This is a genomic window from Shinella lacus, from assembly GCF_010994755.1.
GTDB classification, from domain to species: domain Bacteria; phylum Pseudomonadota; class Alphaproteobacteria; order Rhizobiales; family Rhizobiaceae; genus Shinella; species Shinella lacus.
The window spans coordinates 140,497-164,817 of the sequence record NZ_WHSB02000009.1 but is presented as its reverse complement, the minus strand read 5'-3'; the positions used below and the strand labels follow the sequence as shown (position 1 = coordinate 164,817).

24 protein-coding genes and 1 tRNA gene are annotated in these 24,321 nt (G+C 64.8%); 11 read left to right on the top strand and 14 right to left on the bottom strand.

The genetic code is table 11. The features are described 5' to 3' along the window. The first annotated feature begins 49 nt into the window (after window positions 1-49). The 3 genes from rplS (at window position 50) to GB927_RS22860 (ending at window position 2,357) form a co-directional block, all read left to right on the top strand. Window positions 50-595, top strand: coding sequence for a 50S ribosomal protein L19 (rplS, locus tag GB927_RS22870; RefSeq protein ID WP_256119526.1), 546 nt, complete (start codon window positions 50-52; stop codon window positions 593-595). Window positions 596-745: 150 nt separating this feature from the next. After that, on the top strand, window positions 746-1,543 hold the full coding sequence (locus GB927_RS22865; RefSeq protein WP_256119525.1) for a transporter substrate-binding domain-containing protein: 798 nt from the start codon (window positions 746-748) through the stop codon (window positions 1,541-1,543). A 7-nt stretch (window positions 1,544-1,550) separates the two neighbouring features. Next, window positions 1,551-2,357, top strand: coding sequence for an amino acid ABC transporter permease (locus tag GB927_RS22860; RefSeq protein WP_256119524.1), 807 nt, complete (start codon window positions 1,551-1,553; stop codon window positions 2,355-2,357). A gap of 4 nt (window positions 2,358-2,361) precedes the next feature. Here GB927_RS22860 and GB927_RS22855 read toward each other — a convergent pair whose 3' ends face one another. After that, entirely contained in the window at window positions 2,362-4,260 is a 1,899-nt protein-coding gene (locus GB927_RS22855; RefSeq protein ID WP_256119523.1) for a CASTOR/POLLUX-related putative ion channel, read from the bottom strand. 349 nt (window positions 4,261-4,609) lie between these two features. Between GB927_RS22855 and leuC the strand changes: the two genes are divergently transcribed. Next, on the top strand, window positions 4,610-6,019 hold the full coding sequence (leuC, locus tag GB927_RS22850) for a 3-isopropylmalate dehydratase large subunit (RefSeq protein ID WP_256119522.1): 1,410 nt from the start codon (window positions 4,610-4,612) through the stop codon (window positions 6,017-6,019). Window positions 6,020-6,091: 72 nt separating this feature from the next. Continuing rightward, complete coding sequence (locus tag GB927_RS22845) at window positions 6,092-6,604, top strand: SixA phosphatase family protein (protein ID WP_256119521.1); 513 nt, start codon at window positions 6,092-6,094, stop codon at window positions 6,602-6,604. Window positions 6,605-6,639: 35 nt separating this feature from the next. On the opposite strand, the gene GB927_RS22840 is transcribed toward GB927_RS22845, so the two are convergent. Beyond that, on the bottom strand, window positions 6,640-7,470 hold the full coding sequence (locus GB927_RS22840; RefSeq protein ID WP_256119520.1) for an aldo/keto reductase: 831 nt from the start codon (window positions 7,468-7,470) through the stop codon (window positions 6,640-6,642). A gap of 135 nt (window positions 7,471-7,605) precedes the next feature. Next, window positions 7,606-8,151 carry a L,D-transpeptidase family protein gene (locus GB927_RS22835; protein ID WP_256119519.1) on the bottom strand — a complete coding sequence of 182 codons (546 nt, stop codon included), beginning with the start codon at window positions 8,149-8,151 and terminating at the stop codon, window positions 7,606-7,608. 109 nt (window positions 8,152-8,260) lie between these two features. Here GB927_RS22835 and GB927_RS22830 point away from each other — a divergent pair, with 109 nt between their 5' ends. Then, entirely contained in the window at window positions 8,261-8,944 is a 684-nt protein-coding gene (locus GB927_RS22830) for a response regulator transcription factor (protein ID WP_256119518.1), read from the top strand. Between the two features lie 42 nt (window positions 8,945-8,986). Then, window positions 8,987-9,442, top strand: coding sequence for a cyclic nucleotide-binding domain-containing protein (locus GB927_RS22825; protein WP_256119517.1), 456 nt, complete (start codon window positions 8,987-8,989; stop codon window positions 9,440-9,442). 155 nt (window positions 9,443-9,597) lie between these two features. Here GB927_RS22825 and GB927_RS22820 read toward each other — a convergent pair whose 3' ends face one another. From GB927_RS22820 to tesB, 6 genes are all read right to left on the bottom strand, one after another. Further along, a complete protein-coding gene (locus GB927_RS22820; RefSeq protein ID WP_256119516.1) occupies window positions 9,598-10,404 on the bottom strand; it encodes an exodeoxyribonuclease III in 807 nt (268 codons plus the stop codon). Window positions 10,405-10,468: 64 nt separating this feature from the next. After that, a complete protein-coding gene (locus tag GB927_RS22815) occupies window positions 10,469-11,143 on the bottom strand; it encodes an outer membrane lipoprotein carrier protein LolA (protein WP_256119515.1) in 675 nt (224 codons plus the stop codon). 111 nt (window positions 11,144-11,254) lie between these two features. After that, window positions 11,255-13,918 (bottom strand): DNA translocase FtsK, encoded by a 2,664-nt coding sequence (locus tag GB927_RS22810; RefSeq protein WP_256119514.1) that lies wholly within the window; start codon window positions 13,916-13,918, stop codon window positions 11,255-11,257. Between the two features lie 244 nt (window positions 13,919-14,162). Then, window positions 14,163-15,524 carry an ammonium transporter gene (locus GB927_RS22805; RefSeq protein WP_256119513.1) on the bottom strand — a complete coding sequence of 454 codons (1,362 nt, stop codon included), beginning with the start codon at window positions 15,522-15,524 and terminating at the stop codon, window positions 14,163-14,165. A 31-nt stretch (window positions 15,525-15,555) separates the two neighbouring features. Continuing rightward, the gene (locus GB927_RS22800) at window positions 15,556-15,906 is read right to left on the bottom strand and encodes a P-II family nitrogen regulator (RefSeq protein WP_305112267.1); all 351 of its coding nucleotides are present in this window, start codon (window positions 15,904-15,906) and stop codon (window positions 15,556-15,558) included. A 218-nt stretch (window positions 15,907-16,124) separates the two neighbouring features. Beyond that, window positions 16,125-17,012, bottom strand: a complete 888-nt coding sequence (gene tesB, locus GB927_RS22795; protein ID WP_256119511.1) for an acyl-CoA thioesterase II — start codon at window positions 17,010-17,012, stop codon at window positions 16,125-16,127. Between the two features lie 100 nt (window positions 17,013-17,112). On the opposite strand from tesB, the gene GB927_RS22790 reads away from it, so the two are divergent. After that, the gene (locus GB927_RS22790) at window positions 17,113-18,333 is read left to right on the top strand and encodes a ubiquinone biosynthesis hydroxylase (RefSeq protein WP_439655524.1); all 1,221 of its coding nucleotides are present in this window, start codon (window positions 17,113-17,115) and stop codon (window positions 18,331-18,333) included. A 133-nt stretch (window positions 18,334-18,466) separates the two neighbouring features. Here GB927_RS22790 and GB927_RS22785 read toward each other — a convergent pair whose 3' ends face one another. The 4 genes from GB927_RS22785 to GB927_RS22770 all read right to left on the bottom strand — a co-directional run bounded on the left by GB927_RS22785 (window position 18,467) and on the right by GB927_RS22770 (window position 21,040). Further along, window positions 18,467-18,655: a Trm112 family protein gene (locus GB927_RS22785; RefSeq protein WP_256119510.1), complete on the bottom strand. Its 189-nt coding sequence runs from the start codon at window positions 18,653-18,655 to the stop codon at window positions 18,467-18,469. Window positions 18,656-18,665: 10 nt separating this feature from the next. Beyond that, window positions 18,666-19,346 carry an LON peptidase substrate-binding domain-containing protein gene (locus tag GB927_RS22780; RefSeq protein ID WP_256119582.1) on the bottom strand — a complete coding sequence of 227 codons (681 nt, stop codon included), beginning with the start codon at window positions 19,344-19,346 and terminating at the stop codon, window positions 18,666-18,668. A 137-nt stretch (window positions 19,347-19,483) separates the two neighbouring features. Further along, window positions 19,484-20,452, bottom strand: a complete 969-nt coding sequence (gene trxA / locus GB927_RS22775; protein ID WP_256119509.1) for a thioredoxin — start codon at window positions 20,450-20,452, stop codon at window positions 19,484-19,486. A 78-nt stretch (window positions 20,453-20,530) separates the two neighbouring features. Next, on the bottom strand, window positions 20,531-21,040 hold the full coding sequence (locus GB927_RS22770; RefSeq protein WP_256119508.1) for a prolyl-tRNA synthetase associated domain-containing protein: 510 nt from the start codon (window positions 21,038-21,040) through the stop codon (window positions 20,531-20,533). A 217-nt stretch (window positions 21,041-21,257) separates the two neighbouring features. Here GB927_RS22770 and GB927_RS22765 point away from each other — a divergent pair. The 3 genes from GB927_RS22765 (at window position 21,258) to GB927_RS22755 (ending at window position 23,212) form a co-directional block, all read left to right on the top strand. Then, window positions 21,258-21,332: transfer RNA gene (locus GB927_RS22765), tRNA-Gly, on the top strand. 116 nt (window positions 21,333-21,448) lie between these two features. Next, window positions 21,449-21,850 (top strand): MarR family winged helix-turn-helix transcriptional regulator, encoded by a 402-nt coding sequence (locus tag GB927_RS22760; protein ID WP_439655523.1) that lies wholly within the window; start codon window positions 21,449-21,451, stop codon window positions 21,848-21,850. A gap of 45 nt (window positions 21,851-21,895) precedes the next feature. Beyond that, window positions 21,896-23,212, top strand: coding sequence for an MFS transporter (locus GB927_RS22755; protein WP_256119507.1), 1,317 nt, complete (start codon window positions 21,896-21,898; stop codon window positions 23,210-23,212). Between the two features lie 40 nt (window positions 23,213-23,252). Here GB927_RS22755 and GB927_RS22750 read toward each other — a convergent pair whose 3' ends face one another. Next, window positions 23,253-24,269, bottom strand: a complete 1,017-nt coding sequence (locus GB927_RS22750; protein WP_256119506.1) for an aldose epimerase family protein — start codon at window positions 24,267-24,269, stop codon at window positions 23,253-23,255. Window positions 24,270-24,321: the final 52 nt, after the last annotated feature.

Below are 24,321 nucleotides of genomic sequence, written 5' to 3'. Positions count from 1 at the left end.
TGACCGTCGAGCGCTCTGGCTGTTTCAGAAAAACCAGAAGGTTAGACCGATGAACATCATCCAGCAGCTCGAAGCCGAACAGGCAGCGAAGATCGAAGCCAAGCGCCAGCTTCCGGAATTCTCCCCGGGCGACACCGTCCGCGTCAACGTCCGCGTGACGGAAGGTTCGCGTACCCGCGTACAGGCCTATGAAGGCGTGTGCATCGCCCGTTCGGGTGGCGGCATCAACGAGAGCTTCACCGTTCGCAAGATCTCCTACGGCGAAGGTGTCGAGCGCGTATTCCCGGTTTACTCGCCGCTCGTCGAAGGCGTCGAAGTCGTCCGCCGCGGTAAGGTCCGTCGCGCCAAGCTCTACTACCTGCGCGATCGTCGCGGCAAGTCGGCTCGTATCGTCGAGAACACCGGCACGCGCGCCCGCAACCTGAACGACGCCGAGCGCGCCGCCGTTGCCGAGGAAAAGGCCCGTCTCGAAGCCGAGAAGGTCGCAGCCGCACAGGCGCTCGCCGCTGAAAAGGCCGCAGCAGAAGCCGCCGAGAAGGCCGCTGCAGCAGAAGCTGCCGAAGCCGCAAAGGCTGCAGAAGCCGCCGCCGAATAATCCGGCAGCTGCACGCATTGATCGAAGCCGTCGGCCCTGGCCGGCGGCTTTTTGTTTTCGGGAAAGGCGGTTGCGCACAAGCGCCGTGCTTGCCTCGCTGCCCGCTCCTGTGACAGTGTTCCGCCGCCACAATCCAGGAGCTTGAAGCCGATGTTTTCCCGCCGCGCCGTCCTTGCAGGCCTTGCCGCCGCTGCCCTCATGCCCGCCGCCGCCTTCGCCGCGGACCTGCCCGATCTCGGCGGCAAGTCCGTCGTCGTCGTGACGGAGAACGCCTATCCGCCGCTGCAATTCGTCGATCCGAAGACCGGCGAGCAGATCGGCTGGGAATATGACGCGATGAACGAGATCGCCAAGCGGCTGAACTTCAAGGTCGAGTACCAGAACACCAGCTGGGACGCGATGATCCAGGCGGTCTCCGACAACCAGTACAACATCGGCATGACCGGCATCACCATCAAGGACGACCGCAAGGAGAAGGTGGACTTCTCCGCGCCCTACATGCGCTCGCAGCAGTTCATGCTGGTGCGTGGCGACGAGGCCCGCTTCGAGGATGCCAAATCCTTCGCGGCGCTGACGGACGGCCTGGTCGCCGCCCAGCCCGGCACCTCGCCCTTCTACACCGCCGTCTACGAAATCCTCGACGGCAACGAGCAGAATCCGCGCATCAAGCTGTTCGAGACTTTTGGCGCGACCGTGCAGGCGCTCCAGGCCGGCGACGTCGATCTGGTTTTGACCGACGGCGTTGCGGCCAAGGGCTATGTCGATGCCTCGGGCGGCAAGCTCAAGGTCGTCGGCGAGCCGCTCGGCACGGAGGATTTCGGCTTCATCTTCCCGAAGGGCTCCGATCTCGTCGCACCAGTCAATGCCGCGATTGCCGCGATGACGGCCGACGGCACGCTGGAGGCGCTCAACAAGAAGTGGTTCCTGGACTACAAGATGGGTCAGTAGCGGGCGCATGGCTCCCGTTTCCTCTGACGCGGCAAAGGGCGACTATCCCTGGTGGCTGGTCGTTCTTGCCGTGATCGCGCTGGCGCTTGCCGGCGTGATCGTCGCCAATGATCTCTACGCCCAGGTCTTCGGCATCGTGCTGAAGGGGCTCTGGGTCACGATCTTCGTCACTCTCGTCGCCTTCCTGCTCGCCACGCTGGCCGGCCTCGGCCTTGCGCTCATGGCGCTGTCGGACAGCAAGGTGCTGCGCCAGGTCGCGCGCTTCTACACGGAGGTGATCCGTGGCGTGCCGATCCTCGTGCTGCTGTTCTACATCGCGTTCGTCGGCGCGCCGGCGCTGGTGGCGCTGGTCAATCTGGTGATCTCGCCGCTTGTCAGTGCCGGGTTCATCGAGCCGATGCAGGTGCGCGACGTGTCGCTGATGTGGCGGGCGATCATCGCGCTGATGATCGGCTATTCCGCCTTCATCGGCGAGGTGTTTCGCGCCGGCATCCAGTCCGTCGACAAGGGGCAGATCGAGGCGGCCAAGGCGCTCGGCCTGTCGCGCTTCCAGCGCTTCCGGCTCGTCGTCTTCCCGCAGGCGGTGCGCGTCATCCTGCCGCCGCTCGGCAATGATTTCGTGGCGATGGTCAAGGATTCCTCGCTCGTCTCCGTGCTCGGCGTCGCCGACATCACGCAGATGGGCAAGGTCTATGCCTCCGGCTCCTTCCGGTTCTTCGAGACCTATTCCATCGTCGCCTATGTCTATCTCATCCTGACGATCGGTCTTTCGCTCGGCCTGCGCGGCCTGGAAAAGCGGCTGCGGCGGACGTGAGGCTTTACGTGCGCGAAAGGATGATCAGGCGGTCGGAGGGATCGAAAGTCACCTTTTCCGACTTCGCCGGATTGACCACGACGCCGCCCATGTTGCGCGGGTCGTGGCCCGCCCGTTTCGCGTGGCTGTAGCCGAGCGCCACCTCGCCGCGGATGAGGGCCGCGAGGTTGACGGTGTAGAAATTCACCGGCCGGTCGATGGCGATATAGTCGGTCACCGGGCGCATGTAGATTTCCGAGCCGTCCTCGTCGAGCAGTTCGTCGAAGATCTGCGCCATCAGCTCGTTTTCCGAGGCCTGCGCCAGCATGAGGCTCACCAGCTTGTTGCTGACGACGAAATCGTCGGCGCGGGTGACGGCGGCGAGGTTGCGGTTGCGCACGTCGATCATCTCGCTGACGATGCCGATATGCTGGTTGGCGGCGTCGGCGATCTTGCGAAGCTGCAACAGTGTCACGAGCGTTGCCGTATCGGCCGGCTGGGCGGCCATGTGGTCGCTGTAGCCGAGCACCAGCACATGATCGTAGGCGGGCACGTCGAGCGCATCGAGGGCCGCGCGGTTCGACGTATCGATGACGGTGCAACGAACGGAGAGGTTTTCCTTGATAAATTGGAGCTTGGCGACATCCGCCTCGAATTCCGGCGTGTCGGCGGCGATCGTCAGCTCCGAGCCGGGCGCGACGTAGCGCGACAGTTCCTGCGTGATGATCGGCCCGCGCCGGTTCCAGCCGAGCAATAGCGTGCGCTCCGGCCCCGGCTCGCGGTTGACGCGCGGGCGCACGATCTCGCGGTCGACCTCGAACTCGGCCGTGCGGAGCTTGATCGTCGCGTCGTCCTCGGCAATCAGGATCGCCCGTTCGCCGGCCAGCATGATGCGGTTCGTCGGCGGGTTGAGATGCACGACGCCGTCGGTGTCGCAGATGCCGATCAGCGTCGACGTGTCATAGGCCATGACCGCATTGCCGAAGGATTTTCCGGTGAGTGCCGGCTGCTCGACGGCGTAGATTTCCGAGCCGTCGAAATCGAGCAGTTCGGTATAGACGGCCGAAAGGCCGGCCTGCCGGCTGGAGCTGACGACGATGCGCGAGATCAGCTCGTCGGCGAGCACCAGTTGCAGCTCGGAGCCGCCGACGATGCGGGCGACCTCGGCATTCTTGGCATCGCGGATCTCGGCGGCGATCCGGTAGGGCTCCTTGCGCCGCTCCGGGTCGTTGACCAGGGCCAGCACGGTCTTGATGACCTGCGAATCCGCATAGTCGCTCTCCGGCGAGAGCACGATGATCGAGCGGGAGGCCTGCGGGTTGACGATGTTGACGTCGTAGAGGTCGGTCGGGTCGCCGCTGCGGCAGATGATGCGGGTGTTGCCGAGGTCCGCGATCTTGTCGGCGATCTCGTCCTCCATCTCCACCTTGTCCTTGGAGGCCATGATGACGATGCGCGGGTTGCGGCGGCTCTGGTTGGCGATCACCAGCTCGGAAATCACGTCGAAGATCGAGGGCGACCAGTTGAAGATGATCGTGTGGTCCTTTTCCAGCACATGCGAGCGGCCCTTGCGCAGCTCGTCGAGCTTCTCGTCGAGGCCGGAGCTCAAGACGCCGATCAGCGCGGAGAAGACGAAGATGCCCGCGACGGTGACGGCGAGCGAGACGCCGCGGAAGCTCCAGCCCACATCGCCGCCCATCGTGCCGGCATCCATGGTGCGCATCAGCGATTCCCAGGCGCCTTCGATGAAGGACACGGGCTCGCCGCCATCCGGCTTGATGCCGGTCAGGGCGAGGAACAGGCCGGCGACGAGGATGACGACCAGCGAGATGACCGCAAGCCAGCCGATCAGCGCGATTGGCCCCGCCGCCATGCTCTTGTCGAACTGGTAGCGCGCGCGGTCGCGCCAGGTAATCGTCTTCATGTAAGTCCCCTCAAGCCGACGCTTAGCCGGATACGTATACCGAGTGTCAAAAATTCGGGGCTGCGGCAAGGAGGCGCACGGGAAATTTTAGGAAGAGCGTAAACGGCGGTGCCGGCCGGCAACTTGCCGAGCGCCGCAAAAATCGTTATATGCGGGCCATGGAATCCAAGTTCGGATGCACGGAAAAGCATGTCGTCGTGCTGCAGGATCATAAGCGCCTGCCGGCACGCTTCTTTGCGCGCGTCTTCGGGGCGCTCACCAGCCGCCTAGCCTGATCGCTTGCGATCCTTGCGAGCGTTGCGCTCGCCGATTTCCAGTACCCCAACACATGCCAAGCGGATGAAGAGCCATGAGTGCACCCCGTACCCTCTATGACAAGATTTTCGACGATCACATCGTCAGCCGCCAGGAAGACGGAACCTGTCTTCTCTACATCGATCGTCACCTGGTTCACGAGGTGACGAGCCCGCAGGCCTTCGAAGGCTTGCGCATGGCCGGCCGCAAGGTCCGCGCGCCGGAAAAGACGCTCGCCGTCGTCGACCACAACGTGCCGACCTCGCCGGATCGCGCCCAGGGCATCAAGAACGAGGAAAGCCGCATCCAGGTCGAGGCGCTCGCCAACAATGCGGCGGAATTCGGCGTCGAATATTACTCCGAAAAGGACGTGCGCCAGGGCATCGTGCACATCGTCGGCCCGGAGCAGGGCTTTACGCTGCCGGGCATGACCATCGTCTGCGGTGACAGCCACACCTCCACGCACGGCGCCTTCGGCGCGCTGGCGCACGGCATCGGCACGTCGGAAGTGGAACACGTTCTGGCCACCCAGACGCTGATCCAGAAGAAGGCGAAGAACATGCTGGTGCGCGTCGACGGGACGCTTCCGCCGGGCGTCACTGCAAAGGACATCATCCTCGCCATCATCGGCGAGATCGGCACCGCCGGCGGCACCGGTCACGTCATCGAGTTTGCGGGCGAGGCGATCCGTGCGCTGTCGATGGAAGGCCGCATGACGATCTGCAACATGACGATCGAAGGCGGCGCGCGCGCCGGCCTCATCGCCCCGGACGAAAAGACCTTCGAATACATCAAGGGCAAGCCGCGCGCGCCGAAGGGCAAGGCGCTGGACATGGCGCTGGAATACTGGAAGACGCTCTACACCGAGGAAGGCGCGCATTTCGACCGCGTCGTCGTGCTCGATGCCGCCAACCTGCCGCCGATCGTTTCCTGGGGTTCCTCGCCGGAAGATGTCGTCTCCGTGCAGGGCGTCGTTCCGAACCCGGACGAGATTGAGGACGAGACGAAGCGCTCCTCCAAGTGGCGTGCGCTCGACTATATGGGCCTGAAGCCGGAAACCAAGATCACCGACATCGCCATCGACCGCGTCTTCATCGGCTCCTGCACCAATGGCCGCATCGAGGACCTGCGCGCCGTCGCTGCCGTCGTCGAGGGCCGCAAGGTCGCCTCCACCGTCGACGCCATGATCGTTCCGGGCTCCGGCCTCGTGAAGGAACAGGCGGAGCGCGAAGGTCTCGACAAGATCTTCAAGGAAGCCGGCTTCGACTGGCGCGAGCCGGGCTGCTCCATGTGCCTCGCCATGAACGACGACCGCCTGAAGCCGGGCGAACGCTGCGCCTCAACCTCGAACCGCAACTTCGAGGGCCGCCAGGGCTTCAAGGGCCGCACGCATCTCGTGTCGCCGGCCATGGCCGCTGCCGCCGCGATCGCCGGCCACTTCGTCGATATCCGCGAATGGAAATGATCACGGCCGCATTGGCGTTGTGATAAAAGGCCGGGAGCATGCTCCCGGCCTTTTCTTTTGAAGGAGATTTCCATGAAACGCCTTCTCCTCCTGCGTCATGCAAAATCGGCCTGGCCGGATGGGGTCGAGGATCACGACCGGCCGCTCGGCGACCGGGGCCGCCGCGATGCCCCGCGCATGGGTATCCATATGGCCACCGCGGGCCTTGAGCCGGATTTCGCGCTGGTATCATCCGCCCGCCGCACGCAGGAGACCTGGGCGCTGGTCGCGCCGGCCTTTGCGAGGCCCTGCCCATCGCGCACCGTGCCGTCGATCTACGAGGCGGCGGCGTCGGCCATTCTGGATGCCATTCACGCGGCGCCGGACGAGAGCGGGACGCTTCTGGTCATCGGGCACAATCCGGGTTTTGAGGAATTGGCGACGCTTCTGGCGCCGCAGGGCGAGGCGGAGGCGCTCGGCCGATTGCGCACGAAATATCCGACGGCGGGGCTGGCGGTCATCGCCTTCGATAGCGAGCGCTGGGCGGATATCGCACCCGGCTCAGGCCGGCTTGAAGCCTTCGTCACGCCGAAGACGCTGGCTTAAAGAGGACGGGCGGCTAAAGCCGCCCGCCGTAAGGGTCAGAAGCTCGCCGTCATCGGGTCCGGGCCGATGCGCTTGCCGCCTTTTTCGAGGCCGGCAAAGGTCTGCATGTCCTCGTCGTCGAGCTTGAAGTCGAAGATCTTGACGTTTTCCGCGATGCGCGAGGGCGTCACCGATTTCGGGATGACCACCAGGCCGTTGTCGATGTGCCAGCGGGTGATGACCTGGGCCGGCGTGCGGTCGTGTTTTGCCGCGATGCCGGCAACGACGGGGTTTGTCAGCAGCGTGCCCTGGCCGAGCGGGCTCCAGGACTCCGTGATGATGCGGTGTTTCTCGTGGTAGGCGCGGGTTTCCTTTTGGGGGAAATCCGGGTGCAGCTCGATCTGGTTGATGACCGGGGTGATGCCGGTCTCGTCGATCAGGCGCTGCAGGTGTTCGGGATAGAAGTTGGACACGCCGATCGAGCGGGCGCGGCCTTCCTTCTGCAGCTGGATGAAGGCCTTCCAGGTGTCGACGAACTGGCCGCGCTTGGGCGCCGGCCAGTGGATGAGATAGAGGTCGACATAGTCGGTGCCGAGGCGCTTCAGGCTGGCGTCGAAGGCCTTCAGCGTCGCATCGTGGCCCTGGTCGCCGTTCCACAGCTTCGTGGTGAGGAAGATTTCGGCGCGGTCGACGCCGGAGGCGCGGATGCCCTCGCCGACGCCCTGCTCGTTCTCGTAGATCGCCGCCGTATCGACATGGCGGTACCCGCTGTCGAGCGCCGCCTTGACCGCGGTCACGGCCGTGTCGTTCGGGGTCTGCCAGACACCGAGGCCGATCTGGGGAATGCTGTTGCCATCATGAAACAGTATTGTTGGTTGATCGCTCATCAGAATCTCTCCGTGAAAAAGGTTTGGCGTGCTTGAACCCGGACGGGTTTCCCGTGGCGCCTTGCAGCCCGGCGACGGTCGAGGCTGATATAGGTCCCGCAGCGCAGCATTTCAGCCCGCCCGCCGCCAAAATCGTCAGAGCACGCGCACGACCGTGCCGCGGCGCAGATGCGGCAGGATGCGCAGCATGTCGCGCTTCGCAATGGCGACGCAGCCGGCCGTCGGCTCGTAACCGGGGCGGATCAGGTGGAAGAAGATCGCCGAGCCCTTGTTGCGGCGGCGCGAGGTGACGTTCCAGTCGAGCACGAGGCAGATGTCGTAAAGTTCGTCCGCGCGCCGCATCTCTTCGTGGCTCGGTTTGAACGGCGCGCGCACGAGGCGGTTGTAGCTCGGGTGGCTCGGCGAGTCGCACCAGAGCATGGAGGGCCGGATGCGGCGGAAGGGCAGGGTGGTCCCCGGCAAGGCCACGCGGTCGCCGCGCACAAAGCCGGAGAGCAGCGGCATGGCGGCGATGGGGGTTGCGCCGTCGCCTTCGCGTTTGACGCTGGTACGTCCGGTGCGGCCGATCGCGGCGGGGATGCGCAACGAACCGACCTGCACGATGGCGCGGGTCTTCCGGCCTGGTGCGGGGCGCACGAGGATGGTCTTCACGCAATGTTTAGGAGATGTGATCCGGCTCATGTCATTCCGCCATATTCGCGCCTTGTGGCAACTTGACTGGCTAAGCCATGGACGGGCTTGCCAAAAGCGCCAGTTCCCTTACTTTCAGAGGAATGCCGAGAGGTAAAGCATGACATCCCGCACCATCCTTCTTGTCGATGACGACAACGACCTTCGCGAGACGCTCGTCGAGCAGCTTTCGCTTTACGAGGAATTCTCCACGCTCGAGGAAATGACCGCCGGCAAGGGCATCCAGACGGCGCGCGCCAACCAGATCGACCTGCTTATCATGGATGTCGGCCTGCCGGATATGGACGGGCGCGAAGCCGTAAAACTGCTGCGCAAGGGCGGATTCAAGGCGCCGATCATCATGTTGACCGGGCACGACACCGATTCGGACACGATTTTGGGTCTCGAAGCCGGCGCCAATGACTATGTGACGAAGCCGTTCCGCTTCGCCGTGCTGCTCGCGCGCATCCGCGCGCAGCTGCGCCAGCACGAGAGCAGCGAGGACGCCACCTTCACCGTCGGCCCCTATACATTCAAGCCGGGCCAGAAACTGTTGACGCTCGAAAACGGCCAGAAGATCCGGTTGACGGAAAAGGAGGCAGCGATCATCCGCTACCTCTACCGCGCCGATCAGAAGGTGGTGACGCGCGACGTGCTGCTCGAAGAGGTCTGGGGCTACAATTCCGGTGTCACGACCCACACGCTGGAGACCCATGTCTATCGTCTGCGCCAGAAGATCGAGCGGGACCCTTCCAATGCGGAGATTCTCGTGACAGAGAACGGCGGCTACAAGATCGTACCGTAAGGTTTTTACCGTCCCGGAATTGCTTTTGGAGGGATGCCCACCGTGGCTCTCAGCGACGACATCGCCCTGCTTTCCCGCGTGCCGCTCTTTGCAGGGCTCGCCGACGACAAGCTACGGCTGATGGCCTTTGGCGCGGAGCGTCGCCGGCTGGTCGAGGGGCAGACGCTGTTTCGCGAGGGTACGTCCGCCGATTGCGGCTTCGTCGTCGCCTCGGGCGCGTTCGGCCTCACCTCGACACTTCGCGACGGCTCGACGCGTGACGAAGGCACGGCGCAAGCCGGCACGCTGCTCTCCGAACTCGCGATGATTTCCGCCGTCGAGCGCAAATATACGGCGGTGGCGACCGAAGACAGCGAGGTCATCCGCATCAACCGCCCGCTCTTCCGGCGCATGCTGGAGGAATACCCGGACGTCGCCGTGCTCGTCGACGCCCGCATCCGCGAAAACCTCGCGGCGATGATCAGCGAGATGCGCAGCCTCGCGGGGCGCTTCGCCTGAGGCGACGCCCCTCATCCGGCCTGCCGGCCACCTTCTCCTCGTAAACGGGGCGAAGGAGATGTGCCGCGCCGGCTTGCTCAACCAATGACCGTTTTCGGGGCACGTCCCCTCTCCCCGCTTGCGGGGAGAGGGTTAGGGTGAGGGGCAAACCTCAATCAGAAATCAAATTCCGCGATCACCGGCACATGGTCGGACGGCCGTTCCCAGCCGCGGGCTTCGCGGATCACCTTGATATCGGTGAGGTGCGGTTCGAGGTCGGCGGAGGACCAGATGTGGTCGAGGCGGCGGCCCTTGTCGGCGGCGACCCAGTCGGCCGAGCGGTAGCTCCACCACGTATAGAGCTTTTCGTGCGCGGGCACCTTGCGGCGCATCAGGTCGATCCAGGCACCTTTGGTCATCACGTCGATCAGGCCTTCGGTCTCGATGGGCGTATGGCTGACGATCTTCAGGAGCTGCTTGTGCGACCAGACGTCGTGCTCCAGCGGCGCGATGTTGAGGTCGCCGACGAGGATCGACGAGATGCCGGCCTCGGCTTCGGCGTGCAGCAGCTTCATTTCCTCGATGAAATCGAGCTTGTGGCCGAATTTCTGGTTGATCGTGCGGTCCGGCTCGTCGCCGCCCGCCGGCACATAGAAATTGTGCAGGCGGATCGACTTGCCCCGGTGATGGAAGACGACCGAGATATGGCGCGCGTCACCCACGCCGCAATAGTCACGCCGCTCGACGATCTCGGTCAGCGGCAGGCGGGAAATGGTCGCCACGCCGTGATAGCCCTTCTGGCCGTGAAAGACGATGTGCTCGTAGCCGAGCGCCTTCAGCGGCTTCAAGGGGAAGAGGTCGTTCGGACATTTGGTTTCCTGCAGGCACAGGATATCCGGTGAGAAGGTCGTCAGGAAATGTTCGACGAGCGGCATGCGCAGCCGCACGGAATTGATGTTCCACGTCGCAATCGAAAGTGCCATGCCTGCCCCCGGAAATCTGTCCGGGGCGTCTTAGCGCATGCATGACGAAACGGAAACGGCTTTCTCAGTTCGCGCCCTTGTTGCGGACCTCGTCATAGGGGATCGAGAAGACCTTCTCGTCGAGGGCGACGCCCGTCTTGACGTTGAAGATCATCACGGACGTGTCCTTGCCCTGCGCGTCGGTGATGGTCCACTGGCGCAGGTCATAGGTCTTCGGATCGAACATCATGGTGATGGTCGAATCGCCGAACATATTGCGGTCACCGAGCACGATGGTGGTCAGATCCGCCTCTTCCTTGACGTTGCGCACCATCTTGGCGGAGAGGTCGATCTTCTCGCCGAGCAGCAGGTTGAGCGGGGTCTTGGAGAGCGGGTAGATATCCCAGGTCTTGAGCTTGCGGTTGCCGATGACGACGGACTTGCCGTCGGCGATCACGCGCATCGGCGAAGGCTCTTCATAGTTGAAGCGGATCTTGCCCGGACGGTTGATGTAGAACTTGCCGCCGGTCTGTTCGCCGCGCGGGCCGAACTGCACGAATTCGCCGATCATCGTCTTCACGGAGGCGAAGTGGTCGGCGATCTTCTGGGCGGCGCCGCTTGCCTGCGCCGAGGCATCGGCGGGCGCCAGCGCCGAAAGGCCGGTTGCGAGCGTGAAGGCCATCAGGCAGGTGAAGCCACGGCGGGTCAGCATGCCGGTCGCGTGGCCTTTCTCGGATGGGATCATGTTGGTCTCCTTCATCTGCGTGTCATGCGGGCCAAACACGGCGCCATAATGGCATCCGGCCCTGACGCGGAACTTGCGGGCGGAACGCCGCAGACGGCGCCCCGTTCCCGGTCGTCGTTCCGAAATTTACTCTTCCGTCGGCACGAGGATCTCGCGCTTGCCGGCGTGGTTGGCGGGGCCGATCAGGCCCTCCTTCTCCATGCGCTCGATCAGCGAGGCGGCGCGGTTGTAGCCGATGCCGAGGCGGCGCTGGATATAGGAGGTCGAGGCCTTGCCATCGCGCAACACCACGGCCACGGCCTGGTCGTAGGGATCGTCCGAATCCTCGAGGTTTGCGGTGCCGGCCGGGCCGCTGCCGCCCTCGCCATCCTCGTCGTCGTCCTGGGTGATCGCGTCGAGATATTGCGGCGAGCCCTGCGTCTTCAGATGCGCGACGACGGCCTCCACTTCGCCATCCGAGACGAAGGGGCCGTGCACGCGCTGGATGCGCCCGCCGCCGGCCATGTAGAGCATGTCGCCCATGCCGAGGAGCTGTTCGGCGCCCTGTTCGCCCAGGATGGTGCGGCTGTCGATCTTCGAGGTCACCTGGAAGGAGATGCGGGTCGGGAAGTTGGCCTTGATCGTGCCGGTGATGACGTCGACCGAGGGGCGCTGCGTTGCCATGATGACATGGATGCCGGCGGCGCGCGCCATCTGGGCGAGACGCTGGACCGCGCCTTCGATGTCCTTGCCGGCGACCATCATCAGGTCGGCCATTTCGTCGATGATGACGACGATATAGGGCATCGGCTGGAGATCGAATTCCTCCGTCTCGTACATCGCCTCGCCGGTCTGCCGGTCGAAGCCGGTCTGCACGGTGCGGCTGATCTGCTCGCCCTTGGCCAGCGCCTGCTCTACGCGGCTGTTGAAGCCGTCGATGTTGCGCACGCCGATCTTCGACATCTTCTTGTAGCGCTCCTCCATCTCGCGCACCGTCCATTTGAGGGCGACGACCGCCTTCTTCGGATCGGTGACGACGGGGGAGAGCAGGTGCGGGATGCCGTCATAGACGGAGAGTTCCAGCATCTTGGGGTCGATCATGATCAGGCGGCACTGTTCCGGCTTCAGCCGGTAGAGCAGCGAAAGGATCATGGTGTTGATGGCGACCGACTTGCCCGAGCCGGTGGTGCCGGCCACCAGCAGGTGGGGCATCTTGGCGATGTCGGAAATGACCGGCTCGCCGCCGATCGTCTTGCCGAGCGCCATGGCGAGCTTGGCCTTTGAGGTCTCGAAATCGCGGCTGGCGATGAGTTCGCGCAGGTAGACGGTCTCGCGGCTCTGGTTCGGCAGCTCGATGCCGATGGCGTTGCGGCCGGGCACGACGGCGACGCGGGCGGCGATCGCGCTCATCGAGCGGGCGATGTCGTCGGCAAGGCCGATGACGCGCGAGGACTTGATGCCGGGTGCCGGCTCGAGTTCGTAGAGCGTGACCACCGGGCCGGGGCGGACATGGATGATCTCGCCCTTGACGCCGAAATCCTCCAGCACGCCTTCCAGCATACGGGCGTTCTGCTCCAGCGCGTCGGCCGACAGCGTGGTGTCGCGCACCTGGCCTTTCGGCTCGGCGAGCAGGTGGATCGGCGGCAGCGCAAAACCGTCCGGGCCGACGAAGGAGGTCTGCGCCTCGCGCTCGATGCGCTGGCCGGGTTTGGGCCGGGCGGCGGGCGGCACGACGCGGGCTGTTGTGGCGGGCAGCGGCTGGCGGGCCGGTGCACGGCGCGGCGCCCAGTCGGCGGCGACGTCGTCGGCATCGTCGTCCGGCAGGATGCCGCTCGGGCGGCGCATCGGTTCGTCGTCCCTGTCGAAGGGCAGGTCGTCGTCCTCGTCGCCTGCCATCGGCGGGGCGACGACGACGCGGCGGCCGTCGAGCGACGGTTCGACGCGCTCGGAGGCGCCGCGGGAAGGGGTGCGGGCGCGCACCGGCTCGTTCAGCGTGCCGAACTCATCCTCGTTGAAATCATAGGGCTGCTCGATGCCGCGCGCCTTGCGGCGCTGGTTGGCGAGGCCGAAGAGGCGGCGCATGCGGGCATGGCCGGTGTACCAGGCATGCGTCATGGCGCCGGCGAAGACCGTGAGCGGGCCTTCCCGGTCGTCGTCGTCCTCGTTTTCCTCGGCGATGGTGCGCGCGCGGCTCGGTGTGGGGACGGGAGCGAAATCCTCTTCGTCCTCGATCGTGACGGAGCCGATGAGACCGGCGGCGAAAACCATCAGCCAGGCGGCGGGGATGGCGATGATGCCGCCGAGGATGCTGGCGAAGAGGCCGGTCGGGTAGGCGCCGGTGAAGAGGGCGGGGAAGCGCAGGATCATGTCGCCGAAGACGCCGCCAAGCCCGGTCGGCAGCGGCCAGGTGACGGGTGCGGGCACGCAGGCGAGCGCCGCGGAGGCGAGAATGGCGCCGCCGAGCCAGGCGCCGGCGCGCTGCGGCACGCGGTTGAAGCGCCGGCCGCTGATCAGCGCCAGTCCCCAGGCGACGACGGGCAGCAGCGCGATGACGCTGGCAATGCCGAAGAACTGCATGAAGATATCGGCGAAGACGGCGCCGGGATAACCGAGGATGTTGGCCGGCGCGCCGCTCGAGGCATAGGAGAGGCTCGGGTCGGAGACGTTCCAGGTGGAGAGTGCGGCGACCGCGAAGGCAAGGCCGAGGAAGGTGCAGAGCCCGAACAGGATTTGCAACTGTCGCCAGACGAATGCCGACAGAACGAAGCGGTCGTGACGGTTATCCAGTCCTGCCGAGATGCTTCTGCTCATGGTTACAGCCTATAGTCCGTCCAAGGAAAACCGCACCGATTCCGCGCGATTCGCGGATGTGCCTGACTGTGAACCCTACGAAGGAAGCCTTAATGGCATGTTAACCATGCCGCTTTCGTGGCCCCGGTTTCGGCCTGGGACACGAAAAAGGCCCGGACTTTTTAGGTCCGGGCCAAGGGCGGCATAGTTTCCTATGACCGCGACGGGACGTTTTGCGGCGGCTGCTGGAGCCGCCACGAAGCCCTTAGGAGTGGTAGGCCGCTTCGCCGTGCGAGGAGAGGTCGAGGCCTTCGCGCTCGGCTTCGACGGTGACGCGCAGGCCGACGATCATGTCGACCACCTTGTAGAGGATCGCCGAGACGATGCCGCACCAGGCAATGGTGATGACGACGGCGGTGAGCTGCGTCATGAACTGCGAGGCGATCGAGAAATCCGCGCCGCCCGTGCCGCCGAGCGACGGGGCGGTGAAGATGCCGGTGCCGAGCGCGCCGATGAGGCCGCCGATGCCGTGCACGCCGAAGACGTCCGCCGTGTCGTCGTAGCCGAACTTGTTCTTCACGACGGCGACGAAGAAGTAGCAGACCGGCGAGACGATGAGGCCGAGCACGATGGCGCCGAACGGACCGACGGAGCCAGCAGCCGGGGTAACGGCGACGAGGCCGGCGATCATGCCGGAAGCCGCACCCAGCAGCGAAGCCTTGCCGCGGGTGAACGTCTCGACGAGCGACCAGGCGAGGATTGCGGCGGCCGTTGCGACGAAGGTGTTGACGGTGGCGAGAACCGCGCCGCCCGAAGCTTCAAGGTTGGAGCCGGCATTGAAGCCGAACCAGCCGAACCACAGCATGGCGGCACCGACGAGGGTGAGCGTCATGGAGTGGGGAGCCATCATGTCCTTGCCGAAGCCGGTGCGCTTGCCGACCATGATCGCGCCGATGAGGCCTGCCACGCCGGCATTGATGTGCACGACGGTGCCGCCGGCGAAGTCGAGGGCGCCCATGCCGAAGATCAGGCCGTTGGCGTCCCAGACCATGTGGGCGATCGGGAAGTAGACGAAGGTGGCCCAGAGCGCCGTGAAGAGCAGGACGGCCGAGAACTTGATGCGCTCGGCGAAGGCGCCGATGATGAGCGCCGGGGTCAGCGCGGCAAAGGTCATCTGGAACAGGATGAAGATATATTCCGGAATGACGACGCCGTCGGAGAAGGTTGCGGCCGTGCTATCGACGGTCACGCCCGACAGGAACATCTTGGCGAAGCCGCCGAAATAGGCGCTGGTCGAGCCGCCAAAGGCGAAGGAATAGCCGTAGACGACCCAGATGATCATCATCATGGCGCCGATCACGGTGCACTGCATGAGCACCGACAGCATGTTCTTAGCGCGCACCAGGCCGCCGTAGAAGAGTGCGAGACCCGGGATCAGCATGAAGAAGACGAGCAGCGTCGACAGGAACATGAAGACGGTATCCGCCTTGTCCGGAACGGGGGCTGCGGCGACGGCTTCGGTGGCGGCGGGCGCGGTTTCCTGCGCGAAAGCGACAACCGGCGCAAGCATGGCCGTGGTGGCAGCAGCCACGCGGGCGAGGGTATGAGAAGGCTTGAATGACGACATTTTGAAAATGCTCCCTGAATATGCCGGTTGCTTAGAGCGCTTCGGAATCGGTTTCGCCGGTGCGGATGCGCACGGCATGGTCGATGGAGTAGACAAAGATCTTGCCGTCGCCGATCTGGCCGGTCTTGGCGGCAGACGCGATCGCCTCGACCGCCTTGTCGACGAGGTCGGCAGGCACGGCGATCTCGATCTTCAGTTTCGGCAGGAAGCTGACGGCATATTCGGTGCCGCGGTAGATTTCCGTATGCCCCTTCTGGCGCCCGTAACCCTTCACTTCCGTCACGGTCAGGCCCTGGATGCCAACGGTGGTGAGGGCCTCGCGCACCTCATCGAGTTTGAACGGCTTGATAATGGCCATCACAATTTTCATCTGGTTTCCCATCCTTCGTGCTTGTTCCCCCAGCCGGGGCCATCTCTCCTTGCCGTTGGCAACCTTCGCCGCAACGACTGAGAGCTACACATTCAAGGGGCGTGCCAGATTCGAACGGCGTCTCTAATCAACTGAAATGATTGCAATAAAAATACACGCCATGCTGCGGCGCAAAATTTCACCAGCGCATATGGTCAAAAAATAGGCGCTATTGGAATAATGGGCAAAATTTAGTCAGTTGCCTTTTTCCGAATCAGCCCTTCCTGGGCCACGGAGGCAATGAGGGTGCCGGTACGGGTGAAAATTGCGCCACGGGTCATGCCGCGCCCGCCGAAGGCCGAGGGGCTGTCCTGGCTGTAGAGCAGCCAGTCGTCGAGCACCGGCGGGCGGTGGAACCACATGGCATGGTCGAGGCTCGCCACTTGCAGCGTGCGGTCGAGCACCGAGGTGCCATGCGCGAAGAGCGATGTGTCGAGCAGCGTCATGTCGGAGAGATAGGCGAGCACCGCGGCTTGCAGGTGGCGCTCGGCCGGCACCGGGCCGGTGGTGCGCACCCAGATGTTCTGGCGCGGTTCCAGCTTGTCACGCGAGAAATAATGGTCCAGCGAGACGGGACGCAGCTCGATCGGCCGCGGGCGCTGCCAGTAGGCGCGGATATGGTCCGGCGCCTCGGTCATGAAGCGTTCCTTGAGGTCCGCTTCGCCGAGCAGGTTTTCCGGCTGCGGCACGTCCGGCATTTGTGCCTGGTGCTCGAAACCGTCCTCGTCGTCCTGGAAGGAGGCGGTCATGAAGTAGATCGGCTTGTCGTGCTGGATGGCGACGACCCGGCGCGTGGCGAAGGAGCCGCCGTCGCGGATGTTTTCCACGTCGTAGATGATCGGCACGGAAGGATCGCCCGGCCGCACGAAATAGGCGTGCAGGGAATGCACGAAGCGGCCTTCCTTCTCCACCGTGCGCGTCGCCGCAACCAGCGCCTGGCCGATCACCTGCCCGCCGAAGACCCGCTGCCAGCCGACCTGCGGGCTCTTGCCGCGAAACAGCCGGGTTTCCAGCCGTTCGAGGTCGAGCGTCTCCAGCAGGAGGTCCATGGCGGGGTTTTTTGCGGGCTGGCGCGACATTTGGACGTGGCTCCCCAAGGTAGGAATACGGTACTTCCTCCTCTATATAGAGGGGCAGGAGACCTCAAGCGGCCAGGAGAAGACCATGTCTGAAGGCACCATGCTCGACGTGCTTGTCGCCGGCGGCGGTTATGTCGGCCTGTCGCTCGCCGTCGCCATCAAGAAAGCCGCGCCGCATCTCGCCGTCGAAGTCGTCGACGGCGCGCCGGACCATGTCTGGCAGAAGGACGAGCGCGCCTCGGCGATTGTGGCCGCCGCGCGCAACCTGCTCGACGTGCTCGGCGTGTGGAGCGAGATCGAGCCCGAGGCGGAGCCGATCCGCCGCATGGTCATCACCGATTCGCGCACGGCCGATCCGGTGCGCCCCGTCTTCCTCACGTTCGAAGGTGCCGGCTCCGGCGACGATGGCCAGCCCTTCGCCCATATGGTGCCGAACCGCGCCATGACGGGCAGCCTGCTGCGCCAGGCCGAGGTCCTCGGCATTGCCGTGCGCTGGTCGACCTCGGCGGAGGGTTTTGCCACCGGCCTGCACGCGACGACCGTGCGCCTCTCCGACGGTTCCGAGCGCCAGACCCGCCTGCTCGTCGCCTGCGACGGCGTGCGCTCGAAGCTGCGCGACATGGCCGGCATCAAGACCGTGCATTTCGACTACGGCCAGTCCGGCATCGTCACGACGGTCGAGCACGAGCGCCCGCATGACGGCACCGCGGAAGAACACTTTTTGCCCGCCGGCCCCTTCGCCACCCTGCCGCTCACCGGCAACCGCTCCTCGCTGGTCTGGACCGAGCGCACGGAGGATGCCCGTCGCCTCGTGGAAAGCGACGACCTGGTCTTCGAGGAAGAGCTGGAGCGCCGCTTCGGCCACAAGCTCGGCCCGCTCAAGGTCGCCGGCGGCCGCCGCGCCTTCCCGCTCGGCCTGACGCTGGCGCGCGCCTTCGTCGGCCCACGCTTCGCGCTTGCCGGCGACGCCGCGCACGGCATCCACCCGATTTCCGGCCAGGGCCTCAATCTCGGCTTCAAGGATGTGGCGGCACTCGCCGAAACGATCGTCGAGGCCGACCGTCTCGGCCTTGATATCGGCGCGACGTCGGTGCTGGAGCGCTACGAGACCTGGCGCCGCTTCGATACGGTGCGCATGGGCATCACCACCGATGTGCTGAACCGTCTGTTCTCCAACGACGTGACGCCGCTGCGCGTGCTGCGCGATGTCGGCCTCGGCGTCGTCGATCGCCTTCCGGGCCTTAAATCCTTCTTCATCCGCCAGGCCGAAGGCACCTCCGGCGGCGGGCATCCGCGCATGCTGATTGGCCAAAGAATCTGATTCACGGCTTATTGCTCAAGCCCGCTATCTATCGCCGTCATCCTCGGGCTTGACCCGAGGATCCACCCGGCACTCGCGGCATGGATGGTCGGGTCAAGCCCGACCATGACGGAGGAGAGCTGACGAGCGACACTCAATCCTTGATTTCGCGGGCTTCCGATATCAGCATGATCGGAATGCCGTCGCGGATCGGATAGGCGAGTTTCGCTTTTTCGGAGATGAGTTCGCCGGTCTTGGCATCGTAGCTCAGCCGGCCCTTGGTCAGCGGGCAGACGAGAAGTTCGAGCAGCTTGGGATCGACCCGGCTGGTGCTAGCATTCATCGCGGGCACCCTATTGCAGCATCGTGTCGACGTCGCCGTATTCGCGCGCCAGCACGATCTCGGTGATGGCGATCAGGGTTTCCGCGCGCGTCTTCAGGTCCGGCGCTTCCAGCAGCGCCTGTTTTTCCGCCGGGCCATAGGGCGACATCATCGCCATGGAATTGACCAGCGTGGTGTTGCTGGCGCGCTCCACGCTCTCCCAGTCCGCCTCCAGCTTGTTGGCGTCAAGATAGGCCTTGAAGGCGGCCAGCAGCGCGTCGCGGTCGACGCTCTGTTCGTCGTCGCTTGCCGTCAGGTCGGTAATGAAGGGAGCGATGTGGAAGCTGCGATAGGATTTGTCGTCGCGCCGCTCTTCCAGGAGCCGGTAACGGCACACGCCGGTGAGCGAGACGATGTAGCGCCCGTCGCCCGTTTCGGCAAAGGAGGTGATGCGGCCGATGCAGCCGACCTGGCAGAGCGCTGGCGTCTCGCTCGAGGCATCGTCCACCTTGTCGGCGCCGAAGACCGGCTGCACCATGCCGATCAGCCGGTGCGAGGCGAGCGCGTCGTCGAACATGGAGAGGTAGCGCGGCTCGAAGACATTGAGCGGCAGCTGCCCGCCGGGCAGCAGCAGGGCACCCGTCAACGGAAAGACGGGGATGGCCTCAGGCAGGTCCGCCGGCTTCAGATAACGCGCATTTCCCACATGCATGGCATTGCCTTCCCATTCCGCGGCCCATTCCGCAGCACGGCGAAACATCGCCCGCCCTTCGCCATGGCGCCTCCCCGCAATGTGGGGTAGGCGCGACGTTTCTCAAGGGACCCGTGCCATTCCGCGGCAAAAAAGCCTCAGGAAAACAGGATCGACGACAGCTTGCGCCGGGCGGCGATCGTCGCCGGATCCTTCGGTCCCCAGACCTCGAAGAATTGCAGCAGCTCGCGGCGCCCGCCATCGTCGTCGAAGGTGCGGTCGTGTTTCATGATGTAGAGCAGGTGATCGGCCGCCGCCTGGCGGTCGCCCTCGACATTGCGGATCTTGGCAAGCTTCAGCCGCGCCGCATGGTCGTCCGCGTTCAGCGCCAGCGCCTGTTCGAGCGCGGCCGGATCGCCGAGCTTGCGCGCCTCCTCGATCTGGTCGAGCTTCTTGAGGACCGCCGCGACGGCCGGATCGGCGGCAACCGCCTCCGGTGCATTGGCGAGGATCTGGCGGGCGTTTTCCGGCTGGCCGGCGGCGATCATGCATTCGGCGATGCCGGCCAGCGCCAGCGGGTTCTCCGGATCGGCCTGAAGCAGCGCACCGTAGAGATCAGCAGCACCGGCAAGGTCGCCTGCGTCGAACAGGGTTTTGGTTTCGGCAAGCAGCGCCTCGATCTCGGCCTTCTCGTCGGCGCCCGCGGGGCCGGCGACTTTGTCGATGAATTCGCGCACCTGGCTTTCCGGCACGGCGCCCATGAAGCCATCGACCGGCCGCCCGCCGACGAAGGCGATGACGGCGGGGATGGACTGGATGCCGAGCTGGCCGGGAATGGAGGGATGGTCGTCGATGTTGAGCTTGACGAGCTTCACCCGGCCGGCACTCTCGCGCACGACCTTTTCGATGATCGGCTGGAGCTGCTTGCACGGGCCGCACCAGGGCGCCCAGAAATCGACGAGCACGGGCTGCTGGCGCGAGGCCTCCAGAACGTCACGGGAAAAATTCGCCGTTGTCGTGTCCTTGACGCTGTCGTCCACCGCCGGTGCCGCGCCGCCGCCATAGCTCGCCGAAACGTTCATCTGCCCGCCATAGGACGATGCATAGGGGTTGTCGCTTGCACTCATGGTCTGCTCCTGTGGCGCGCGCGTCGCGCCTTCGATCCTCATGTCCGGCCCGGAAAGTACCGCCCCTCAAATCGTATGTCAGGACGTGACTTTCAAGACAAGCGGCTCGTGTCCCGTCGCCTCGATGAAGCGCAGAAGATCCTTCGAACCGATCGAGGTCGTCGCGTCGTTGCGCAGCGGATGGCCGTTGATCGTATCATAGGCCATCAAGTCGGCGTCGATGATGATCTTCACCTGGCCTCCCGCATCGTTGATCACGCCGAAGGCGGTGACGGCGCCCGGAATGACGCCGAGATATTCCATCAGCTTCTCCGGCCTGCCGAAGGAAACGCGGCTCGACGCGCCGATGATCGTGTGCACCGTCTTCAGGTCGACAGTCGCATGTTCCTCGACGGTCATCAGGAAATAGTTGTCCTTCTTGTCCTTCACGAAGAGGTTCTTTGTATGGCCGCCGGGGATCTCGTCGCGCAGCGCCACTGATTCGGCGACGGTGAAGACCGGCGCGTGCTCCTTGGTGCTGTGGGCGATGCCGAGCCCATCGAGAAACTGGAAAAGATCCTTGTCGGTCTTCGGCTGCGTGTCGGTCATTTGGCGCGTCCCGGCATGATTTGGTCCTGCCCGCTGATAGGACGTCCGCCGCCCGCGCGCAACCGCCTGAAAATCCGCGACTTTGAAAGTCATCGCGATTTTTTCTGCAAAAACTGACATTTCCCTGTTGCATTTGGAAAGGGCTTGAGCGATATAGCGCCCGTCGCCGCAACGCAGCGACCTTCGGCCACCGACTACCCCAGGCCGTCGACGATGAGCGGGTGTAGCTCAGGGGTAGAGCACAACCTTGCCAAGGTTGGGGTCGGGCGTTCGAATCGCCTCACCCGCTCCATTCTTCCAAGACGTGTAAGCCTCGGTTCGCCGGGGCTTTTGTGCGTTTTGGCCTTCGGTGCGGCTGGCGTCAAGGCGACCCGCTTGACTTCGATGTTGTTTCGGGCATATACCCGCATTATGTCGGCACCGTGTTATTGCAATCGTTTGAGGATGGCCAATCGGAAGTTGAGTGCGCTCTATGATGATGCGCTTGAGCCGATGGGGATCAATATTGCGCAGTTTTCGCTGCTCCGGAATGTCGAGCGGCGGCAGCCGGTGAGTTTGACGGAGCTGGGGCGGCAGCTGGAGCTGGATCGCTCGACACTGGGACGCAATGTGCGGGTTCTTGAGCGGATGGGGCTGGTCCGGTTCGGGCAGGGGGACGATCATCGCGAGGCGCTGGTGCTGTTGAGCGAACGGGGGGTGGAGACGCTTCGGGCTTCGGTGCCGCTGTGGGAGGCTTGCCAGGACGATGTGGCGGGGCGTCTGGGGCCGGAAAAACTGGCGCTTCTGACGGAATTGAATAGCCTGCTGTGATTTTTTGGCGTTGAAGCGGGTATCTACCCGTAGATTGGATGTTTCATGCAGAACGACATGTCTTTCGCCGGGACGACGGCGCTTTCGCGCTTTTGCGCCCGGCGCGGCATTCACTATGGCTGGGTGGTGGCGGCGGTCACCTTCCTGACGATGCTGGTGACGGCGGGGGCGGTTGGTACGCCGGGCGTGCTGATCGGTCCGCTGCAGCAGGAATTCGGCTGGAGCACGTCGGAGATATCCTCCGCGCTTGCCATTCGCCTCGTGCTGTTCGGGCTGATGGGGCCGTTTGCGGCGGCGTTCATCAACCGGTTCGGGGTTCGGCAGGTGGCGAGCGCCGCACTCCTTCTAATCGGCGCGGGCATTCTCGGTTCCTTCGCCATGACGGAGCTCTGGCAGCTCATGCTGCTGTGGGGCGTCGTCGTCGGGTTCGGCACGGGGCTTACGGCGCTGGTTCTCGGGGCGACGATCGCCACGCGCTGGTTTGCCACCCGTCGCGGTCTCGTCGTCGGCCTGTTGACGGCGAGCACGGCGACCGGGCAGCTGGTCTTCCTGCCGATGATGGCGTCGCTGACGGAAAGCCTTGGCTGGCGGGAGGCGCTCACCGTCATTCTCGCGATGCTGTTCCTGGCGATGATCGCGGTGCTCGTCTTCATGCGCGACTATCCGGCCGATGTCGGCCTTGTGCCCAATGGCGCAACAGGCGGGCTACCGACGGCGCCTCCGCCGCGCCAGACGTTTTCGGCGATGCTGGCCTCTCCCATCACGGCGCTGATGGAGGCGGCGCAGACGCGCACCTTCTGGGTGCTGTTCGGAACCTTCTTCATCTGCGGCGCCAGCACGAACGGGCTGGTTCAGACGCATTTCATTTCGCTGTGCAGCGATTTCGGCATGGCGGCGGTGGCGGCGGCCGGCATGCTGGCGATCATCGGCATTTTCGACATTGCCGGCACGATCGGCTCCGGCTGGCTCTCCGACCGCTTCGACAGCCGCTCCCTGCTGTTCTGGTATTATGGCCTGCGCGGGCTGTCGCTGGTCTACCTGCCGTTCACCAGCTTCAGCTACTTCGAATTGTCGATCTTCGCGGTGTTCTACGGGCTGGATTGGGTCGCGACCGTGCCGCCCACCATCAAGCTCACCATCGATCGCTTCGGGTCTCGGGCGCCCATCATCTTCGGCTGGGTCTTCGCCGGCCACCAGCTGGGCGCCGCCTTCGCCGCCTGGGGCGCCGGGTTCACCCGGACGGCCTATGAAACCTACCTGCCAGCCTTCTTCATCGCCGGCCTGCTCTGCCTGATCGGCGCGCTCGCCGTGGTGACGATCCGCGAACCCAAGGTGCCGGAAGCACAGCCGCAGCCGGCCTGAACGCGAAAGGGCCAGCGAAGAACTGGCCCTTTTTCTTGCCTCAGCCCTTGCGGAATATGTAGTCGGTTTCTTGCCGCAGCGTCTCGCCGGGCCTGAGCACGGCGTTCGGGAAGTTTTCGTGATTGATGGCGTCGGGCCAGGTCTGGGTTTCCAGGCAGAAGCCGGCGAACGGGCCGTAACGGCGGCCGTCGAGGCCGGGTACGGGCGGGGCGACCTTCGCGCCGGTGTAGAGTTGCACGCCGGGCTCGGTCGTCAGCACGGAAAGCGTGATGCCGGAGAGGGGGCTGCGGACCTCGGCCACCGGGCGTTTTGCCTGCCGCGCGGTCGAGAGGCAGAAATTGTGGTCGAAGGCCACGCTGCCTTCTTCGGTCTGCCGGCGGAGCGGGGTCCAGTCGCGCAGGTCGAATGGCGTGCCGGCGACGGGGCGGATCTCTCCGGTCGGGATCAGGTTTTCGTCGACGGGCAGGTAATGCTCGGCCTGGAGGCGGATCTCGTGGCCGAGCGCGTCAAGGCTGGCGTCGAGGATGAAATAGCTGTGCTGGCAGAGATTGACGGGCGTCGGCGCATCCGTCGTCGCTTCGTAGGTGACGGCGAGCACGCCATCGCCCGAGAGCCGGTAGGTGCAGCTGAGGGCGCAGGTGCCGGGATAACCGGCGCGGCCGGCGGGATCGGTCAGCGTCAGCGTGACGAAGTCGGCGCCCTGGCCGGCGACGTGCCAGTTCTGTCGGCCGGTGCCATCGCTGCCGCCATGCAGGTGCGTGACGCCGCGCTCATTGCGTTCGAGCTGGAAATCCTGGCCGTCGATCGAGAACCGGCCGCCGGCGATGCGATTGGCGCAGCGTCCGGGCGTCGCGCCGAAATAGGGGGAATGCTCGCGGTAGGCGACGAGGTCTTCGAAGCCGAGGACGAGCGGTGCGTCGTGGCCTTCGAGCCGGAGGTCCTGGATGACCGCGCCCCAGGTGAGCACATGGGCGGTGAGCCCGCCGCCTTTGATCGTGATGCGCTCGACCGTCTCGCCATTTTCCAGGCGGCAGAAGATTTCATTGCCTGCACCCACGCTTGCCTCTCCTCCGCCGGCTTTCAACGCGCGGCAACCTGCTGCAATTCCC

Bases quoted from the DNA above. Each gene is read 5' to 3' on its own strand.
- rplS (WP_256119526.1), top strand. From the start codon at position 50: ATGAACATCATCCAGCAGCTCGAAGCCGAACAGGCAGCGAAGATCGAA.
- GB927_RS22865 (WP_256119525.1), top strand. From the start codon at position 746: ATGTTTTCCCGCCGCGCCGTCCTTGCAGGCCTTGCCGCCGCTGCCCTC.
- GB927_RS22860 (WP_256119524.1), top strand. From the start codon at position 1,551: ATGGCTCCCGTTTCCTCTGACGCGGCAAAGGGCGACTATCCCTGGTGG.
- GB927_RS22855 (WP_256119523.1), bottom strand. From the start codon at position 4,260: ATGAAGACGATTACCTGGCGCGACCGCGCGCGCTACCAGTTCGACAAG.
- leuC (WP_256119522.1), top strand. From the start codon at position 4,610: ATGAGTGCACCCCGTACCCTCTATGACAAGATTTTCGACGATCACATC.
- GB927_RS22845 (WP_256119521.1), top strand. From the start codon at position 6,092: ATGAAACGCCTTCTCCTCCTGCGTCATGCAAAATCGGCCTGGCCGGAT.
- GB927_RS22840 (WP_256119520.1), bottom strand. From the start codon at position 7,470: ATGAGCGATCAACCAACAATACTGTTTCATGATGGCAACAGCATTCCC.
- GB927_RS22835 (WP_256119519.1), bottom strand. From the start codon at position 8,151: ATGAGCCGGATCACATCTCCTAAACATTGCGTGAAGACCATCCTCGTG.
- GB927_RS22830 (WP_256119518.1), top strand. From the start codon at position 8,261: ATGACATCCCGCACCATCCTTCTTGTCGATGACGACAACGACCTTCGC.
- GB927_RS22820 (WP_256119516.1), bottom strand. From the start codon at position 10,404: ATGGCACTTTCGATTGCGACGTGGAACATCAATTCCGTGCGGCTGCGC.
- GB927_RS22815 (WP_256119515.1), bottom strand. From the start codon at position 11,143: ATGAAGGAGACCAACATGATCCCATCCGAGAAAGGCCACGCGACCGGC.
- GB927_RS22810 (WP_256119514.1), bottom strand. From the start codon at position 13,918: ATGAGCAGAAGCATCTCGGCAGGACTGGATAACCGTCACGACCGCTTC.
- GB927_RS22805 (WP_256119513.1), bottom strand. From the start codon at position 15,524: ATGTCGTCATTCAAGCCTTCTCATACCCTCGCCCGCGTGGCTGCTGCC.
- GB927_RS22800 (WP_305112267.1), bottom strand. From the start codon at position 15,906: ATGGGAAACCAGATGAAAATTGTGATGGCCATTATCAAGCCGTTCAAA.
- tesB (WP_256119511.1), bottom strand. From the start codon at position 17,012: ATGTCGCGCCAGCCCGCAAAAAACCCCGCCATGGACCTCCTGCTGGAG.
- GB927_RS22790 (WP_439655524.1), top strand. From the start codon at position 17,113: ATGCTCGACGTGCTTGTCGCCGGCGGCGGTTATGTCGGCCTGTCGCTC.
- GB927_RS22785 (WP_256119510.1), bottom strand. From the start codon at position 18,655: ATGAATGCTAGCACCAGCCGGGTCGATCCCAAGCTGCTCGAACTTCTC.
- GB927_RS22780 (WP_256119582.1), bottom strand. From the start codon at position 19,346: ATGCATGTGGGAAATGCGCGTTATCTGAAGCCGGCGGACCTGCCTGAG.
- trxA (WP_256119509.1), bottom strand. From the start codon at position 20,452: ATGAGTGCAAGCGACAACCCCTATGCATCGTCCTATGGCGGGCAGATG.
- GB927_RS22770 (WP_256119508.1), bottom strand. From the start codon at position 21,040: ATGACCGACACGCAGCCGAAGACCGACAAGGATCTTTTCCAGTTTCTC.
- GB927_RS22755 (WP_256119507.1), top strand. From the start codon at position 21,896: ATGCAGAACGACATGTCTTTCGCCGGGACGACGGCGCTTTCGCGCTTT.